At 36.9% G+C, this 16,473-nt stretch carries 15 protein-coding genes; 14 read left to right on the forward strand and 1 reads right to left on the reverse strand.

Going from position 1 to position 16,473, the window contains the following annotated elements:
- Positions 1-7: 7 nt before the first annotated feature.
- Genes priA through QBE53_08010 form a run of 11 tightly spaced genes read left to right on the forward strand, consistent with a single transcriptional unit; the run spans position 8 to position 11,796 of the window.
- On the forward strand, positions 8-2,275 hold the full coding sequence (gene priA, locus QBE53_07960; GenBank protein WZL83034.1) for a primosomal protein N': 2,268 nt from the start codon (positions 8-10) through the stop codon (positions 2,273-2,275).
- A gap of 18 nt (positions 2,276-2,293) precedes the next feature.
- Positions 2,294-2,755, forward strand: coding sequence for a peptide deformylase (gene def / locus QBE53_07965; GenBank protein ID WZL83035.1), 462 nt, complete (start codon positions 2,294-2,296; stop codon positions 2,753-2,755).
- A 9-nt stretch (positions 2,756-2,764) separates the two neighbouring features.
- Positions 2,765-3,718: a methionyl-tRNA formyltransferase gene (fmt, locus tag QBE53_07970; protein ID WZL83036.1), complete on the forward strand. Its 954-nt coding sequence runs from the start codon at positions 2,765-2,767 to the stop codon at positions 3,716-3,718.
- Positions 3,719-3,732: 14 nt separating this feature from the next.
- Positions 3,733-4,452: a zinc metallopeptidase gene (locus tag QBE53_07975; protein ID WZL83037.1), complete on the forward strand. Its 720-nt coding sequence runs from the start codon at positions 3,733-3,735 to the stop codon at positions 4,450-4,452.
- Positions 4,445-5,791: a 16S rRNA (cytosine(967)-C(5))-methyltransferase RsmB gene (gene rsmB, locus QBE53_07980; GenBank protein WZL83038.1), complete on the forward strand. Its 1,347-nt coding sequence runs from the start codon at positions 4,445-4,447 to the stop codon at positions 5,789-5,791. Before QBE53_07975 ends, rsmB begins: the two co-directional genes overlap by 8 nt.
- A 2-nt stretch (positions 5,792-5,793) precedes the next feature.
- Positions 5,794-6,837 carry a 23S rRNA (adenine(2503)-C(2))-methyltransferase RlmN gene (gene rlmN / locus QBE53_07985; protein ID WZL83039.1) on the forward strand — a complete coding sequence of 348 codons (1,044 nt, stop codon included), beginning with the start codon at positions 5,794-5,796 and terminating at the stop codon, positions 6,835-6,837.
- Between the two features lie 12 nt (positions 6,838-6,849).
- Positions 6,850-7,590 carry a Stp1/IreP family PP2C-type Ser/Thr phosphatase gene (locus tag QBE53_07990; GenBank protein WZL83040.1) on the forward strand — a complete coding sequence of 247 codons (741 nt, stop codon included), beginning with the start codon at positions 6,850-6,852 and terminating at the stop codon, positions 7,588-7,590.
- A 13-nt stretch (positions 7,591-7,603) separates the two neighbouring features.
- Positions 7,604-9,553: a Stk1 family PASTA domain-containing Ser/Thr kinase gene (gene pknB, locus QBE53_07995; GenBank protein WZL83041.1), complete on the forward strand. Its 1,950-nt coding sequence runs from the start codon at positions 7,604-7,606 to the stop codon at positions 9,551-9,553.
- The gene (gene rsgA, locus QBE53_08000; protein WZL83042.1) at positions 9,550-10,443 is read left to right on the forward strand and encodes a ribosome small subunit-dependent GTPase A; all 894 of its coding nucleotides are present in this window, start codon (positions 9,550-9,552) and stop codon (positions 10,441-10,443) included. The genes pknB and rsgA overlap by 4 nt, the downstream gene beginning before the upstream one ends.
- A gap of 26 nt (positions 10,444-10,469) precedes the next feature.
- Entirely contained in the window at positions 10,470-11,123 is a 654-nt protein-coding gene (rpe, locus tag QBE53_08005) for a ribulose-phosphate 3-epimerase (protein ID WZL83043.1), read from the forward strand.
- A gap of 10 nt (positions 11,124-11,133) precedes the next feature.
- A complete protein-coding gene (locus QBE53_08010) occupies positions 11,134-11,796 on the forward strand; it encodes a thiamine diphosphokinase (protein WZL83044.1) in 663 nt (220 codons plus the stop codon).
- 114 nt (positions 11,797-11,910) lie between these two features.
- Here the strand turns inward: QBE53_08010 and rpmB are convergent, their stop codons facing one another.
- Positions 11,911-12,096, reverse strand: coding sequence for a 50S ribosomal protein L28 (rpmB, locus tag QBE53_08015; protein WZL83045.1), 186 nt, complete (start codon positions 12,094-12,096; stop codon positions 11,911-11,913).
- Positions 12,097-12,269: 173 nt separating this feature from the next.
- On the opposite strand from rpmB, the gene QBE53_08020 reads away from it, so the two are divergent.
- The 3 genes from QBE53_08020 (at position 12,270) to recG (ending at position 16,470) form a co-directional block, all read left to right on the forward strand.
- Positions 12,270-12,626, forward strand: a complete 357-nt coding sequence (locus QBE53_08020) for an Asp23/Gls24 family envelope stress response protein (GenBank protein WZL83046.1) — start codon at positions 12,270-12,272, stop codon at positions 12,624-12,626.
- A gap of 21 nt (positions 12,627-12,647) precedes the next feature.
- Positions 12,648-14,336, forward strand: coding sequence for a DAK2 domain-containing protein (locus tag QBE53_08025; protein ID WZL83047.1), 1,689 nt, complete (start codon positions 12,648-12,650; stop codon positions 14,334-14,336).
- 100 nt (positions 14,337-14,436) lie between these two features.
- Complete coding sequence (gene recG, locus QBE53_08030) at positions 14,437-16,470, forward strand: ATP-dependent DNA helicase RecG (GenBank protein WZL83048.1); 2,034 nt, start codon at positions 14,437-14,439, stop codon at positions 16,468-16,470.
- Positions 16,471-16,473 lie beyond the last annotated feature (3 nt).

The following is a 16,473-nucleotide window of genomic DNA, read 5'->3' on the forward strand; positions in this document are numbered from 1 at the left end:
GATATTTATGGAAAGCGTTCAAGTGATTATTGGTATATCAACCAAAGCTTTGGACAGACCATTTACATATATTTTACCCCCCAAATTAAAAGACCGTGTTGAAGTTGGGTCTGTAGTTTTAGTGCCATTTGGAAAAGGCAATGCGCTAAAGGAAGCATATGTAACGGAACGGGGATATCTGATAAAAGAACCTGATTTTGAACTCAAGGAAGTCTATGAAGTCATTGAAGATGTAAAAGTAGAAAAGGAACTTATAAAACTTGCCTACTGGATACATAAACGTTATGAATGCAGTATTACTTCGGCTCTAAAATTGATGGTTCCAACAGATGTCAATGCAAAAGTGAAGACAGAAAAGTTTGTAAGCATGTCAAAGATCCAGGCTACAACTGCTGCAAAAGACTTGCAATTAGAGAGTAAAGAAGGTTTGACAAAAAAAAGGCGCGAAATACTAGCGGCGTTTTTGGGTCAAATGGATGAACAGAACTTGTCGGCAATAAAACTTCCGATGAAACAAGCGTGTCAGATTATGGGAACGACAACCACATTATTAAAAACATTACAAGAACTTGGCTACCTTAGTATTTCAGATGATGAGGTGGGCAGGGATATTGGTGTACTTAAAAACCGTGCGATGGGCCAAGAGCTGATTCTTAATGAAGAGCAAGAAAAATGTGTCAATCAAGTATCTCATTCATTAGAAAGCCAAGGGACATTTTTGCTTCATGGAGTGACTGGAAGTGGAAAGACAGAAGTCTATATGCAACTGATTCAGCAAGTTTTAGAACAAGGGAAAAGTGTTATTGTCCTTATTCCGGAAATTGGGCTGACGTCCCTTACGACGCAAAGGTTTATTGAACGATTCGGTCAGGTTGTGGGAGTACAGCATTCAAAGCTGAATTTAGGTGAGCGATATGAACAATGGCTAAAAGCCAAACGTGGTGAGATTCAGATTATGGTAGGCGCGCGCTCGGCTATCTTCACTCCATTTACACGTATTGGATTGATTATTATTGATGAAGAGCACGAGCATACATATAAGTCAGAGCAAAACCCAAGATATCATGCGCGTGAGATAGCCATTAAAAGAAGTATGGACCATCAATGTCCGGTTATTCTTGGGAGTGCAACCCCTTTAATTGAAAGCTATTATAAGGCCCAAGCAGGTCAATATACACTGCTTGAACTTAATAAGCGGGCAGTTGTAGGTTCAAATCGCAAAGTTACAATGATCGACATGCGTCATGAATTAGAAAATGGCAATACAAGTATTTTGTCCCATGATTTAGAACAGGCTATAGCCAAAGCGCTACAAAAAAAAGAGCAGATTATATTATTTATCAATCGTAGAGGTTTTGCCAATTTTGTCAGTTGTAGACAATGCGGTTTTGTATATACGTGTAAACATTGTGATGTCTCGATGACATATCATGCCAATAACAAACGTATGATTTGTCATTATTGTGGTTATTCGCTTCCGGTTAACAAGACGTGTCCTGAATGTGGCTCGTCCTATTTAAAAGCTTTTGGAGCAGGAACCCAAAAAATACATGCATATATAAAAAAACAATTTCCAGAAGCCAATATTGCTCGGATGGATCAAGATACGACCCAAAAAAAACATGGACATGAGATTATTTTGAATGCATTTGATCAAAAGGAAATTGATATATTGATTGGAACACAAATGATTGCAAAAGGACATGATTTTCACAATGTATCTGTTGTAGGTGTACTTGCGGCAGATTTATCCTTGCACATAGATGATTTTCGTGCAGCAGAGCGAACGTTTCAATTAGTTACACAAGTTATTGGTCGAACAGGTCGAGGGGAAGTTGATGGACATGCCTATATACAGACATATAGTCCAGACCATTTTGCGCTTACCTATGCACTAGAAGAAAACTATTTAGGCTTTTATAATGAAGAAATTTTATTTAGGAGAGCAATGATTTACCCTCCGTTTTGTCATATACTGCAGTTGATTACTTTCTCAGAACGTGAAGAAATCGGAATGAAATTTTTGAATGAATGTCTAAAAATGCTTGAACACTACGGACAAAACAATGAGCAATTAGGTGACATTATTGTCTTGGGACCGGCAAAGGCAAGCATTGGAAAGGTTAAAGGTAAGTATCGACATCGTCTATTAATCAAAGGAAGTTCATATAGACAGTTGACGAATATTAGAAAAGAACTCTATAATAGTATAGATAGTAAAATTAAAAATGAATTGCAAATGCATGTGGATATAAATCCGATGATTATGTATTAATAGAAAAGGAGAATTAAGATGGCATTAAGACAAATACGAATAGAAGGCGATGAGATTCTTCGCAAACACGCAAGAAAAGTTGAAGAGATAACTCCAAAGATAAAAGAACTTGTTGAAGATATGATTGAGACAATGTATGATGCGAACGGTGTGGGACTTGCGGCACCTCAAATAGGTGTGCTAAAACGCATCGTTATTATTGATGTCGGTGAAGGGCCTATTGTTATGATTAACCCTGAAATCATTGAACGTGCCGGGGAGCAAGAAGGTGTTGAGGGCTGCTTGAGCGTACCTGGAAAATCAGGAATCGTTAAACGTCCAAACTATGTTAAGGCACAAGCGATGAATGAAAAAGGTGAAGTATTTACCGTTGAAGGGGAAGAGCTTTTGGCAAGAGCAATTTGCCATGAGCTTGATCATCTTGATGGTCGCTTATATATTGATATTGCCCAAGAGATGGTCGAATATGACCAAGAATAGGAGGCTGCAATGAAGATTATTTTTATGGGAACGCCTGAGTTTAGTGTTCCAACATTAAAGGCACTCATTGATTCAGAACATGACATTGTGGCCTGTTATACCCAGCCAGATAAGCCCAAAGGACGTGGGAAAAAAATGATGATGCCACCGGTTAAACAGGTATGTATCGAACATGATATTCCGGTATATCAACCGACACGCATTCGGCATTTAGAACATGTAGAACAGTTTCAAGCTATTGAAGCGGATGTAGCCGTTGTTATTGCATATGGTCAGATTTTACCTAAAGCTATACTTGAAGCGCCAAAATACGGATGTATTAATATTCATGCATCGTTGCTTCCCAAATACCGAGGCGCAGCTCCATATCAGTGGGCTGTGATTAATGGTGAAAAAGAAACTGGGATTACAACGATGCAGATGGATGTAGGGATGGACACTGGAGACATGTTATTAAAGACAAGCCTACCGATTGCTCCGGATGAAACGGCAGGTAGCCTTCATGATAAGTTAATGACTTTAGGGGGACCGTTAATACTAGATACACTAAAAAAAATAGAAGCACAGTCCATTACGCCTAAGGTGCAAGATGAAGAGCAAGCAACGTATGCCCCTATGTTGAAAAAAGAATCCGGCCAGATTGATTGGTCATGTTCTGCAAAGACAATAGAGCAACTCATTCGCGGATTAAATCCATGGCCTAGTGCGTTTAGTCATCTTAATGGTGCTTTGATTAAGCTTTGGAAAGCGGATGCTGATGGGGACAATGCAACACTTGATGTTGCTGCGTTTAAACCGGGAACTATTTGTCACATTGATAAAAAAAAGGGAATTGGCATATGCTGTGGAGAAGGAGTCCTTTACATAAAAGAACTCCAACAACAAGGGAAAAAGCGCATGAATGCAACCGATTACTTGAATGGGCATGTATTATGTGTGGGAGACCAGTTTGACAGTTTATAAGGAGAAGTGAATATATGTTTTATAATTATACATGGTATGCATCCTATATCGTTTTAATTCCGGCGATTTTATTTACATTATATGCAAGCAGTAAAGTAAACTCAACATTTAAAAAATACTCGAAATACGCCAACCGAAATGGATATACGGGAGCGGAAGTTGCGCGAAAAATTCTTGATGACCAAGGATTATATGATGTAAGAATAGAGCATATACCAGGAGATATGACCGACCATTATGACCCGCGAACAAAGGTGGTTCGTTTGTCGGATACGGTGCATAGCAAAAATTCGTTATCGGCAATTAGTGTGGCAGCACATGAGTGTGGTCATGCCATACAACATCAACAACAATATGTATTTTTATCCATACGACATGCCATTGTGCCAGGGGTTAACTTGGTCAATAAAATGTCCATGCCTATGATTATGATTGGTGTTATTTTGGGTGGATTTGGTGGCAACTCTTTCGTTGGGTATCTAATGATACAACTGGGTATTCTCTTTTTTGCGGGAGCTGTTCTTTTTCAATTTGTAACATTGCCCGTTGAATTTAATGCATCAAAACGTGCATTACAAATTCTGGATGCAGAGCGCATGCTAAGTGATGAAGAGATGGGACCGGCAAAAAAAGTATTAAATGCAGCGGCGCTTACATATGTGGCGGCAGCAGCAACAGCTGTCTTAAGTCTTATTCGCCTTATTTTAGTGTTTGGAGGACGGCGTGATGACTAATATAAATGAGCGTCATATTGCGCTGAAAGTACTCGAAGACGTTGAGGGAAAGGATGTTTTCGTTCGTCAAGTGCTGGATGGGTACTTTCAACAACAGGAGTTGACGAAGCCCCAGCGCAGTTTTATTTCAAAACTAGTTTACGGAGTTATTGAAAATCAACTTCTTTTGGATTATTTTATTAATATTTCTTCGAATGTGAAAAAAAACAAAATGAAACCGGTAATACGCCATATTTTGCAGTTAGGTATATATCAACTTCTTTTTTTAGATAAAATACCAAATCATGCAGCAATCAATGAGACGGTTAAGCTGGTAAAGAAACGAAAGATGTTTCAGTTAAAAGGATTTGTCAATGGTGTACTTCGTAACATTGAGCGTAATCAAGACGCGTTATTTGCAAAAGTTGAAGCACTACCGCTTAAAGAGCGAATGTCAATTGCGTATTCAATGCAACAAGATTTAGTTGACTATCTACTTAAGATGTATGAGCCACAAGAGCTGGAGGCATATTTACAAGAAAGTATGCAAGTAAAAGACACATGTATAAGAACCAATATTCATAAAATTGATCCCCATATACTTAAGGAAAAACTATCGAAAAAGTATACGCTACGACCTGGATATTTTTTTGAAGAAGCATTTTATCTGACAGGATATGATCGACTTGAAGAAGTTGAAGGATTTGAACAAGGATATTTTCAAGTACAAGATGAAAGTTCAATGTGTGTGGCTAAATTGGTTGGTCAAGATGCTACAGACATTATTGATGTGTGTTCAGCTCCGGGAGGAAAAGTCACCCATTTGGCTGAACTTAAAGGTGATAAGGCAAAAATCATTGCTTGTGATGTTTCAAATAAAAAAATTGAAAAAATTGAGGAAAACTGTAAGCGACTTGAGTTACATTCCATTACGCCACAGGTGGCTGATGCGACACAGTATAATCCTTCGTGGAAGGAAGCGTTTGACTGTGTATTAGCAGATGTTCCATGCTCAGGACTTGGAATACTAAGAACAAAACCGGATATTAAGATGCATATGTCCTTAGAAAAGATTGAGTCATTGATTAAAATTCAAAAACAGATATTGGATAATGTGCATCAATATGTTAAAATTGGTGGCGAGTTGATTTATAGTACGTGTACAATTAATTCTAACGAGAATGAAAAACAGATCAATTGGTTTTTAGATAAATATCCAAACTTTGAAAAAGTAGATATAGGTAAAGAAGGCTTAGGCGAACATATCAATAGTTTTGTCCAAGATAAAAACATACAGTTATTAACACATAAATCAAGGACAGATGGATTTTTTATATCTAAGCTGAGGAGAAAAAGTTAAGTATGAACACATATGATATTCAGTCCATGACAATCAATGAGATCAATGATGTTGTTACCCAATGGGGCGAAAAAGGATTTCGATCAAAACAAATTTTTCAATGGTTGCATGAGAAAAAAATAAACACATATGATGCAATGAGTAATTTACCGAGTGCGTTGCTGGACAAATTAAAACAAGCATATCCGATACAGCATCTTAAAGAAGTTGCAAAAAGTGAAGATGCAAAAGATCAAACAGTTAAGTACCTTTTTGAACTTGAAGATGGACAATTGGTTGAGACGGTTTTAATGGTCTACAAATATGGGTATTCTGTATGCATTTCTTCCCAAGTGGGTTGTCGCATGGGATGTACGTTTTGTGCATCAACTCTTAATGGGCTTACAAGGCAATTAAAACCTTCAGAAATGCTAGAGCAAATATATGTTATTGAACGTCAATTAAAAGAACCGATACACAGTGTTGTTATTATGGGAACAGGAGAACCTTTTGACAATTATGCGAATGTGCAACGATTTATTGAATTGATTTCTCATGAAAAGGGAAGGCATCTTTCGCGCCGCCATATTACGGTGTCAACATGTGGAATTGGAGATAAAATCATGCGATTTGCACAGGACTCACCGCAAGTGAATTTGGCGATTTCCTTGCATTCTCCATACCAATCCCAGCGTCAGACAATGATGCCAATTGCAAAAAAATATCCTTTGGATGAATTGATGAAGACGTGTCATGATTATGTTCAAATAACAAAGCGACGTATCTCTTTTGAGTATAGTTTGATTCACAATGTTAATGATACAAAACAGCATGCCATAGACTTAGCCCATCTACTTGAAGGATTATTATGTCATGTCAACTTGATTCCGATTAATCCGGTAGATGAGAAAGATCAAAAAGCTTCAGACATGCAACATGTCTTAGCTTTCCAAAAACAATTAAGCGAATATAATATTGTATCAACCATTCGAAGATCATTGGGGCAAAATATTGATGCGGCGTGCGGACAACTACGCAATCAATATCGCAATAATCGTCAGGATTAAAGAGGAGGAGCTATGCAATCATATGGTTTAAGTCATAAAGGATATATACGAAAAGTAAATCAAGATGCTTTTTTTCACCAAGATACGTCCATTGGCCCCTTAAGTAATTTATATGTTTTGGCTGATGGTATGGGCGGGCATCGTGGTGGTGAAGTGGCTTCAAAGCTTGCTGTGGATACAATTATTCAAAGTATTCAAAAAGCAAAAGATTCCATGGAACCGGCGCAAATTTTAGAACAGGCAATTTCAGATGCAAATCAGCGTATTTTTAATGAAGCAATAGAAGATTCAACATTATACAATATGGGAACAACTGTGATTGCTTCATGTATGATTGACCGAAAAATATATGTAGCACACGTTGGAGATAGCCGATTTTATGTTTACATCAATAATCGTTTAGAACAAATCACTAAAGATCACTCGTATGTCCAAGAACTCGTGGATGTAGGAGCCATTACCGCGGAAGAAGCAAAACATCATCCACAAAAAAATCAAATTACTCGAGCGGTAGGCATCAACGCTACAATTCAAGTGGATATATATACAATAGATTTAGATACAATTGACAATGTCATTGAATATATTCTTATATGTACAGACGGACTAACGAATATGGTTAGTGAATTGGAAATTATGCAGGTAATCAAAGAACAAAAATCTAACCGAGATATTTGCGAAAAATTGATTGAAGATGCGCTTAGTGCAGGTGGGACTGATAATATTACGTGCATAATTATTCAAAATAATTAAAGGTGGTGGAAAAATGTTACAACTCGGTTCAATTCTTAATGAACGTTATGAAATTATAGAAAAAATTGGCTCAGGTGGAATGAGCATTGTATATAAAGCAAAAGACACAAAGCTTGAACGATATGTGGCCATCAAAGTATTGCGTGAAGAATTTTGCTTAGATGAAAATTTCGTAAGAAAATTCAAAGTCGAAGCCCAGTCAGCTGCAAGTTTATCGCATCAAAATATTGTTAACATATATGATGTAGGTAACGAAGGGCGTACGCATTTTATTGTTATGGAATACTTAGAAGGCCAGACGCTTAAGGAGTATATTAAAGAGCAAGGGCAGATTCCGGAAGAGTACCTTTTAAAAATTGCACTCAGTATTGCATCGGCATTGGAGCATGCGCATGTCAATCATATTATTCACCGGGATATAAAACCTCAAAATATTATTTTAACAAAAGATGGAAAAGTTAAAGTGGCAGATTTTGGGATAGCGCGTATTGCAACAGATCAAACATTAGATGTGCCGGAAAATCCCTCAGGAAGCGTCTATTACATTGCGCCAGAACAAGCCCGAGGTGGATATCAAGATCATAAAAGCGACATATATTCTTTAGGAATAACCATGTATGAAATGGCAACAGGCAAACTGCCATTTGTTGGGGAAAACCCTGTCAATGTGGCGCTTAAACAGATACATGACCCCATGCCGAAACCTTCGGATATCAACCACAACATATCACCAAACGTGGAGACAATTATCCTGAAAGCAACGGAAAAGAAAACATCCATACGTTATCAAAATACACAAGAATTAATCGAAGATTTAAAGCTTGTTATGAAAAATCCGGAAGATATTCTTGTATATACCAATGATATAGCAATGGATGAGACGTTAGTACTTCGTAATGAAGAGATGAAACATATATGGAACAAACAAGAAGTTGACGCATATACAAAAGAAAAAGATCCGCTTGAAAAAGTCGTCGTTATTGGAGGTATATTGCTGTCGTTTATTATTGTGTCCATTCTTGTAATTTTTGTATACAATAATTTTGCAAAGAAAATGATTCCGGAAGAAATTGAAGTACCTAATATTAAAAATATGGAACTTAGCCAAGCAAGTGATACATTAAGTGAACTTCAACTAGATATTAATGTTATTGGAAATGAATATGACACTCAAGTAGAAAAGGATCATATCATTACTCAATCACCTGAAATGGGTACACTTGTACTTGCAGACACTACAATTGAAGTTACTGTTAGTAAAGGTATACAGTTATTTACAGTAAACAATGTAGTGGAGCAAATGTATGATGATGCAACAAAAATGCTTGAAAACAGTGGATTTGTTGTAGAAGTTGTTCCAGAATACAGCGATAGCGCTCCAACAGGAACGGTTATTCGACAAACACCAATGGCAAATGAATCAGTTGTTGAAGGAACTGTTGTTACACTTTATGTTAGCCAAGGACCAGAAGTAACATATGTTGAAGTTCCAAAACTAGAGAATTTGGACATAGCAGAAGCGCAGAATGTGCTTAAGAGCTTGAATTTGGAAGTGGGTAACATTACTTATATTCACCATGATACAGTGGAAGAAAATAAAGTGATCAGTATGTCGGTTGACGCGGGTAGAGAAGTTGCAGAAGAGTATGTCATTGACCTAGCGGTAAGCCTGGGACGTGAGATTGTACTTGAGACAAAATCTTTTGTAATTAACAATATTTTGGATCATAATCAAGAACAGTGTGAGCTTAAAGTTGTCTTAGCAATCAATGGCGAAGAAAAAACACTCTATAATGATGTGGTAACGGATACTGATTTTCCAATGACCCTTAGCGCCACGGAGACAGGCGAAGGGATTATACACGTCTATAATGATGGGGTGCAACAGTATGAATTTTTTGTACAATTCACACAAGATACTCCCAATACGAACACTCAAGATGCAAACGGAGGAAATGAATGATAGGAAAGATCGTTAAGGGTATTGCCGGATTCTACTATGTTGATGTTAATCAGGTTGGAGTTTACCAATGTCGTGCACGCGGTATATTTAGGAATCAAAAAATTAAGCCGCTTATTGGAGACAATGTGCGTATTGAAGTGACTCACGAACAAGACATGGAGGGAAATGTCCTTGAGATTTTGCCTCGAAAAAATGCTTTGATTCGACCGACAGTATCAAATGTTGACCAAGCCTTTGTGGTTTTTTCAGTGGCTCATCCTGAACCAAATTTAAACTTGTTGGACCGTTTTTTGATTGCGGTTATGTCCAAAAACATTGAAGCCATCATCTGTTTTAACAAAATTGATTTGTTAAATAGCTTGGATAATGAAGTTGTTAGTATGTATAAACATGCAGGTTACAAGGTAATTATGATGAGTGCTGTCAATGATGAACAAAGGCACTTGGAAAAACGTGTGGAACGCATTGAAGAGATGATGAAAGGCAAGACAACTGTTTTTGCCGGACCGTCGGGGGTTGGAAAATCAACGATTATTAACTTGATTCAAGAACATACGCATATGGAGACAGGAAGTATAAGTGATAAAATAAAGCGTGGAAAGCATACGACTCGTCATGCCAACCTTATTCCAATTGACCAGCAATCTTATGTCGTTGATACGCCTGGGTTTAGTTCGCTGCAACTTGATGACTTAGAACCAGAACAGGTAAAAGAGTACTTTATTGAATTTGCCAGCTATGAACCGATGTGTAAGTTTGCAGGGTGTAATCATATTAACGAGCCTAAATGCGGCGTTAAAGAGGCACTGGCTGCTGGAGATATTCACCCAGTACGGTATGAAAATTATTTGCATATTTATAATGAATTAAAAGAAAAACGAAAATATTAAACTAATGGTATTAAAAGGAGATAAACATGATTAAAATAGCACCATCAATATTATCAGCAGATTTTTCAAAATTAGGGAGCGAAATACAGCGTATTGATGCAGCCGGTTGTGATATGGTTCACATTGATGTAATGGATGGACAGTATGTTCCAAACATAACCTTTGGTCCACCAATTATCAAATCCGTACGTAAATATACAGAAAAAGTGTTTGATGTACATTTGATGATCGATCAACCAGAACGCTATATTAGTGAGTTTGTAGATGCAGGGGCTGATATTATTACAGTTCATGCAGAATCAACAACCCACCTTCACCGAACAATTCAATATATTAAATCATTTGGAGTAAAAGCAGGTGTTTCGTTAAATCCGGCATCGCCTTTAAATCTTTTGGATTATGTTATTGACGATGTGGATATGGTTTTAATCATGACAGTAAATCCTGGGTTTGGCGGTCAAACATTTATTCCTTCAATGTATGATAAAATTAAAAAAATAGCAAAAATTCGAGAAGAACACAAAAAAACATTTGATATACAAGTAGATGGTGGTGTGGGACTTGATAATTTAAAAAAAGTGGTTGATGCAGGTGCTAATGTAATTGTTGCAGGTTCTGCAATCTTTAATGCCGATAATCTAGAACTTCAAATAGAAAATTTTAAATCCATTAACTTATAAGAGGTCAAAAATGATGAAATGCTTAATTGTCAGTGGAGGAACCATTGAGGCGAACGATTTAGTTAATTATATAAATGCCCAAGAAGTAAAACCATATATTATCGGAGTGGATGGTGGATGCCAAGTTCTTTATGAGCTTGGCATCGTACCAAATACAATTCTAGGAGATTTTGATACACTGGATCAGCAGGTTAAAGGATACTTCGCTAGGCAACAAGTGCCGATTCATCAGCTTGATCCTATCAAAGACTACACAGATACACATGCAGCCTTTGAAGAAGCGAAAGCTCTTGGGGCAAATGCCATTGATGTCTTTGGTTTTTTTGGGTCACGCCTAGACCATTCATTAGGTGCTTTGCTAACAGCATTTAAATATTCCGCACAGATAACTATACGCTTTTATGATAAGCATAATATTGTTTTTGTTGTGGATGGGGCATATGAACTTACCATTTATAAAACATCAAAAAACTTGAAGCGTGACTTCAAATATTTGTCGATTATTCCAATCGAGAAATCTTACATTAACGAAACACGGAATTTAAAGTATCCACTTAAAAATGCATGGCTCTTTGCATATGATAGTTATGGTGTAAGTAATGAAATTATAGAAGAACAGGGAACAATAGATGTGCAGTCGGGACGACTGTTTGTGATTCAATCGAATGATTGATGCGTTTTTATAAGCGTTTACAACAATGAAAAAATAGGACCTGCAATCCTTATTGCATAAGCAATAGAAATTGCAGGTCCTATTTTATCGTTTTTTCAACTTCATATCCAGTAATTAAGCTCTTTCAACTTTGCCTGAACGTAAACATTTTGTACAAACGTCTAGCTTTTTAACACTACCATCAACGATTGCTCGAACAGTTCTTACGTTTGGTTTCCATTGTTTGTTTGATCGTCTATGAGAATGGCTTACTTGGTTTCCGAAGTGTACACTCTTATCACATACTGCACATTTTGCCATTGTTGCACCTCCTTACTTCTTCCTATATCAATACAACAATCCAATTTTAACAAAAAAAGCGTTAGAATGCAAGACAAAGATTTGGAAATTTTAAAAAAAGTTAAATTATAATTTGAAATCATAGGAAAAGATGATATAATGAAAAAACAGTATAGTGAAAAAGGAGGCTTACCATGGTTGGAAATATGGAAAATGCGCTTGGAAAAGTAGTTATTGAAAATGAAGTTCTTGCAAAAGTTGCTGGATTATCCGCAATTGAATGTTATGGCGTTGTTGGAATGGCTATGGTCAATTTTACTACAGGACTAACAAGATTACTTAAACGTGAGAGTCTTACCAAAGGAATTGACTTACAGGTTAATGAGAATATAATCTCAATAGAATTACATATCATTATTGAATATGGCGTAAATATTAAAGCTGTAACTGATAGTCTAATCAGCACGGTAAAATATAAAGTCGAAACGTTCTCAGGTATGGAGGTTGATAAAATCGATGTGTTTGTGGAAGGTGTTCGCGTAGACGAATAATAACTTGAAGGAGGAAGACCAGTGACTTTAGAGACAATTAATTCGAACGTAATTAAAAATATGTTCATAGCTGGTGCTAAATATTTAGAATCAAAAAAGAAATATGTGGATGAGTTAAATGTTTTCCCTGTACCTGATGGGGATACAGGAACCAATATGACATTAACAATTTTAGCTGCAGCAAAGGAAGTGGATAAAGCTGAAGGTTCAGATATGGCAGCAATTGCCAAGGCAATTTCATCTGGATCCCTTCGAGGTGCTCGTGGAAATTCAGGGGTTATCTTATCACAGCTTCTACGCGGGTTCTCAAAAGAAATCAGTGGACATGAAGAACTGGATACTATTATCCTTGCAAATGCCATGGAAAAAGGTGTTCAAACAGCTTATAAAGCTGTTATGAAGCCCAAAGAAGGGACAATTCTTACCGTAGCCAAAAAAATGGCGGAAAAAGCAGCAGAAGTAGCTGTGGAATCCCAAGATATATTATTCTTATTAGAAGAAGTTTTTGCCTATGGAAATGAAGTCCTTGAACAAACACCGGATATGCTTCCGGTATTAAAAGAAGCAGGTGTGGTTGATGCAGGGGGACAAGGCCTTATGTACATTATACAAGGTGGCATGATGGCACTAAAAAATGGAACGGATGTCACGCTTGAATTAGATGATGAAAGTTTATCAGATAATGAAGAGCCAAAAGTTTCTATTGTTCATGTAGAGAAAGAAATTAAATTTGGGTACTGTACCGAATTTATTATTGATACAGGCGATCGTCATACCCTTGAAGAAAATGAAAAACATGCCAATGATTTAAAACGGTTTTTAGGAACGATCGGTGATTCGATTGTTTCGGTAGCAGATGAAGATTTAATTAAAATTCATGTGCATACAAACGAACCGGGAACAGCAATGCAGCGTGGACTTGTCATTGGTCAATTAATGAATATTAAAGTTGATAATATGCGGTTGCAACATGCTGAACATGTCATTCAAAATGTAGATGGATATCTAAAAAAAGACGAAGCAAACGTTGAAGCCGTTGTTCAAGAAGAAAAACCTTATGGATTTGTTGTGGTATCTGTCGGGGATGGTATGAACACGATTTTTAAAAGCCTTGGAGCGGATTACGTTGTCACAGGTGGTCAAACGATGAATCCAAGTACAGAAGATTTTGTTAAGGCTGTTTCTGAGATTAACTCTAAAGTCATATATTTGTTGCCAAATAATAAGAATATTATTTTGGCGGCAGCGCAGGTCAACGAATTGGTCGAGGATAAAGAAGTATATGTGATTCCGACAAAGACAATACCACAAGGCGTATCAGCACTTATTGCATTTGATACAACAGTTTCGCCTGAGGAAAATGTTGAAGCAATGACACAAATGAGCCGTGATGTAAAAACCGGACAAGTGACATTTGCGGTACGAGATACAAGTATTGACTCAAAGCCGATTCAAGCAGGTGATATTTTAGGAATATCAGATAATGGAATTGCAGTGGTTGATAAAGATATCAAAGCATGTACCTTTGAACTTATAAAGACTATTGTTGACGCATCTAGTGAGCTTGTTACCATCTATTATGGCGAAGAAATTAATGAAGAGCAAGCAAATGCAGTGGCAGCTTACATAGAAGAGACTTATGAAGATGTAGAAGTTGAAGTGCATTATGGTGGCCAGCCATTATACTATTATGTTATTTCAGTAGAATAACAGTATATAAATGTTGATGAATGTTATTAAAATAGGTTGCCGATGGCAACCTATTTTGTAGTATAGGATAGTTGAAAGATAGACAAAAAAGGTGATTATAATGAATTTGCTTCTCAATGATGTTGAGACATTAAAAAAAGTAGGACCAAAATCTAAGCAAGCACTTAATCGCATGGGCATTTATCGGGTATCGGATTTAATTCACTATTATCCTAGAGATTATGAGGTTGTTGAAGGAATAAGAGCCATTGCATCACTTCAGCCAGAGGAAACTTGCTATGTAGAAGGGACTATAACATCGTCTGTTACACTTTCAAGGTTTAACGGACGAGTGATGGTGCGTTTTACCCTTAGTGATAGTACAGGGCGCATTCAAGTGATGTTTTTTAATCAACCCTATATAAAAAAAGTGTTACATCAAGATGAACGGGTGATTTTAAAAGGGAAATATGTCATCAAGAATAATCGTAGGATGATAACAAATCCAAAAATAATCAAACCAGAAGAATTTGAGCAATTATCTAAACTTAAGCTTAAACCGATTTATCCATTGTCAAAAGAAGTTAAACTAAAGCAACTTACAGGTTATGTGAATCAATCCCTTGAAATCATGAAACATCAGATTACAGATTATCTTAAAGAGGATATTCGCGAAAAATACCAGCTGGCAGCACTCGATTTTGCCTATGAAAAGATTCATTATCCAGTAGATGATAATAATTTAAAGATTGCAAAACGGCGGCTGGCCTTTGATGAGTTTTTTTTGTTTCAAGTGGCGATGCGTCGGGTACGCGAGAAAGTCAAAAAACAAAATAATGCATTTAAAATAAAGAAAAATCGAGAAATAGATCGCTTCATATCAGACCTTCCTTTTCGATTGACAGATGTCCAGAAAAAAGCATTGAATGATGTATTTGAAGACATGGATGGTCATGCGACGATGGTTCGACTCATTCAAGGGGATGTAGGAAGTGGAAAGACGATTATTGCAACTATTAGTATGCTAAATACAGTGCTTAGTGGCTATCAATGTGCAATGATGGCGCCGACAGAAGTTTTAGCAAAGCAACATTATCATAGTTTATCAAATCAACTTGCGGCTTTTGGGGTTACAGTGGGGCTGTTGACAGGCAGTATGACAAAAAAGCAAAAAGAAAATATGTCTCAACAAATTAAAGAGGCAAGTATAGATATTGTTATCGGAACACATGCACTGATTCAGGAACATGTAGAGTTTAATGCACTTGCATTAGTGATTACAGATGAACAGCATCGTTTTGGCGTTATGCAAAGAGAAGCTTTGGTTAATAAAGGAAGGTATCCCCACACATTAGTCATGAGTGCAACACCGATTCCAAGGACATTAGCCCTCATTGTTTATGGCGACTTGGACATAAGTATTGTTGATGAACTGCCAGCTGGACGTAAAAAAATAGATACGTTTTTGGTGCCGTCTTCTTATCGTGAACGTATATTTAACTTTGCACTTAAAGAAGTTCGGGCAGGACGAAATGTATATTTTGTTTGTCCGATGGTGGAAGAAAATGAAGAGATGCCTTTGGCTAATGTTGAGAATTATATAGAGACGCTTAAAGAATTTATGCCAGAGGATATTCAAATTGGCATGCTCCATGGACGGATGAAAGCTAAAGAAAAAAATAAAATTATGGATGATTTTTTGAGCTATTCTACACAAGTATTAGTATCCACAACTGTCATAGAGGTGGGCGTTAATGTTCCAAATGCAACATTAATGATTATTGAAAATGCAGAACGCTTTGGTCTGGCTCAACTTCATCAGCTTCGAGGACGGGTTGGGCGATCAGATTTACAATCCTATTGTGTGCTGATATCCGATACGCAATCGAAAGAGACGAAGAAGAAATTGTCATTCTTAAGAGATCATGAGGATGGATTTGAGCTGGCAGAATATGATTTGAAAACTCGTGGACCGGGACAGATTTTTGGTTTCGCTCAATCAGGGGTTCCATTTTTTAGGCTGGCAAATCTCTATGATGATAAAGAACTCCTAGAAATTACACAAGCATTGGTTGAAGAAATAGAGGTTGACAGAGCGATAGATGAACAGTTAGAATTATTTTATTATAAATTTGAAGGGAATATCGGGATATAAGGA

This window comes from Vallitaleaceae bacterium 9-2 (assembly GCA_038396585.1).
Lineage (GTDB): Bacteria > Bacillota > Clostridia > Lachnospirales > Vallitaleaceae > UBA1351.

Excerpts from the sequence above, each read along its gene's own strand:
- priA (WZL83034.1), top strand. The coding sequence starts at position 8 with ATGGAAAGCGTTCAAGTGATTATTGGTATATCAACCAAAGCTTTGGAC.
- def (WZL83035.1), top strand. The coding sequence starts at position 2,294 with ATGGCATTAAGACAAATACGAATAGAAGGCGATGAGATTCTTCGCAAA.
- fmt (WZL83036.1), top strand. The coding sequence starts at position 2,765 with ATGAAGATTATTTTTATGGGAACGCCTGAGTTTAGTGTTCCAACATTA.
- QBE53_07975 (WZL83037.1), top strand. The coding sequence starts at position 3,733 with ATGTTTTATAATTATACATGGTATGCATCCTATATCGTTTTAATTCCG.
- rsmB (WZL83038.1), top strand. The coding sequence starts at position 4,445 with ATGACTAATATAAATGAGCGTCATATTGCGCTGAAAGTACTCGAAGAC.
- rlmN (WZL83039.1), top strand. The coding sequence starts at position 5,794 with ATGAACACATATGATATTCAGTCCATGACAATCAATGAGATCAATGAT.
- QBE53_07990 (WZL83040.1), top strand. The coding sequence starts at position 6,850 with ATGCAATCATATGGTTTAAGTCATAAAGGATATATACGAAAAGTAAAT.
- pknB (WZL83041.1), top strand. The coding sequence starts at position 7,604 with ATGTTACAACTCGGTTCAATTCTTAATGAACGTTATGAAATTATAGAA.
- rsgA (WZL83042.1), top strand. The coding sequence starts at position 9,550 with ATGATAGGAAAGATCGTTAAGGGTATTGCCGGATTCTACTATGTTGAT.
- rpe (WZL83043.1), top strand. The coding sequence starts at position 10,470 with ATGATTAAAATAGCACCATCAATATTATCAGCAGATTTTTCAAAATTA.
- QBE53_08010 (WZL83044.1), top strand. The coding sequence starts at position 11,134 with ATGATGAAATGCTTAATTGTCAGTGGAGGAACCATTGAGGCGAACGAT.
- rpmB (WZL83045.1), bottom strand. The coding sequence starts at position 12,096 with ATGGCAAAATGTGCAGTATGTGATAAGAGTGTACACTTCGGAAACCAA.
- QBE53_08020 (WZL83046.1), top strand. The coding sequence starts at position 12,270 with ATGGTTGGAAATATGGAAAATGCGCTTGGAAAAGTAGTTATTGAAAAT.
- recG (WZL83048.1), top strand. The coding sequence starts at position 14,437 with ATGAATTTGCTTCTCAATGATGTTGAGACATTAAAAAAAGTAGGACCA.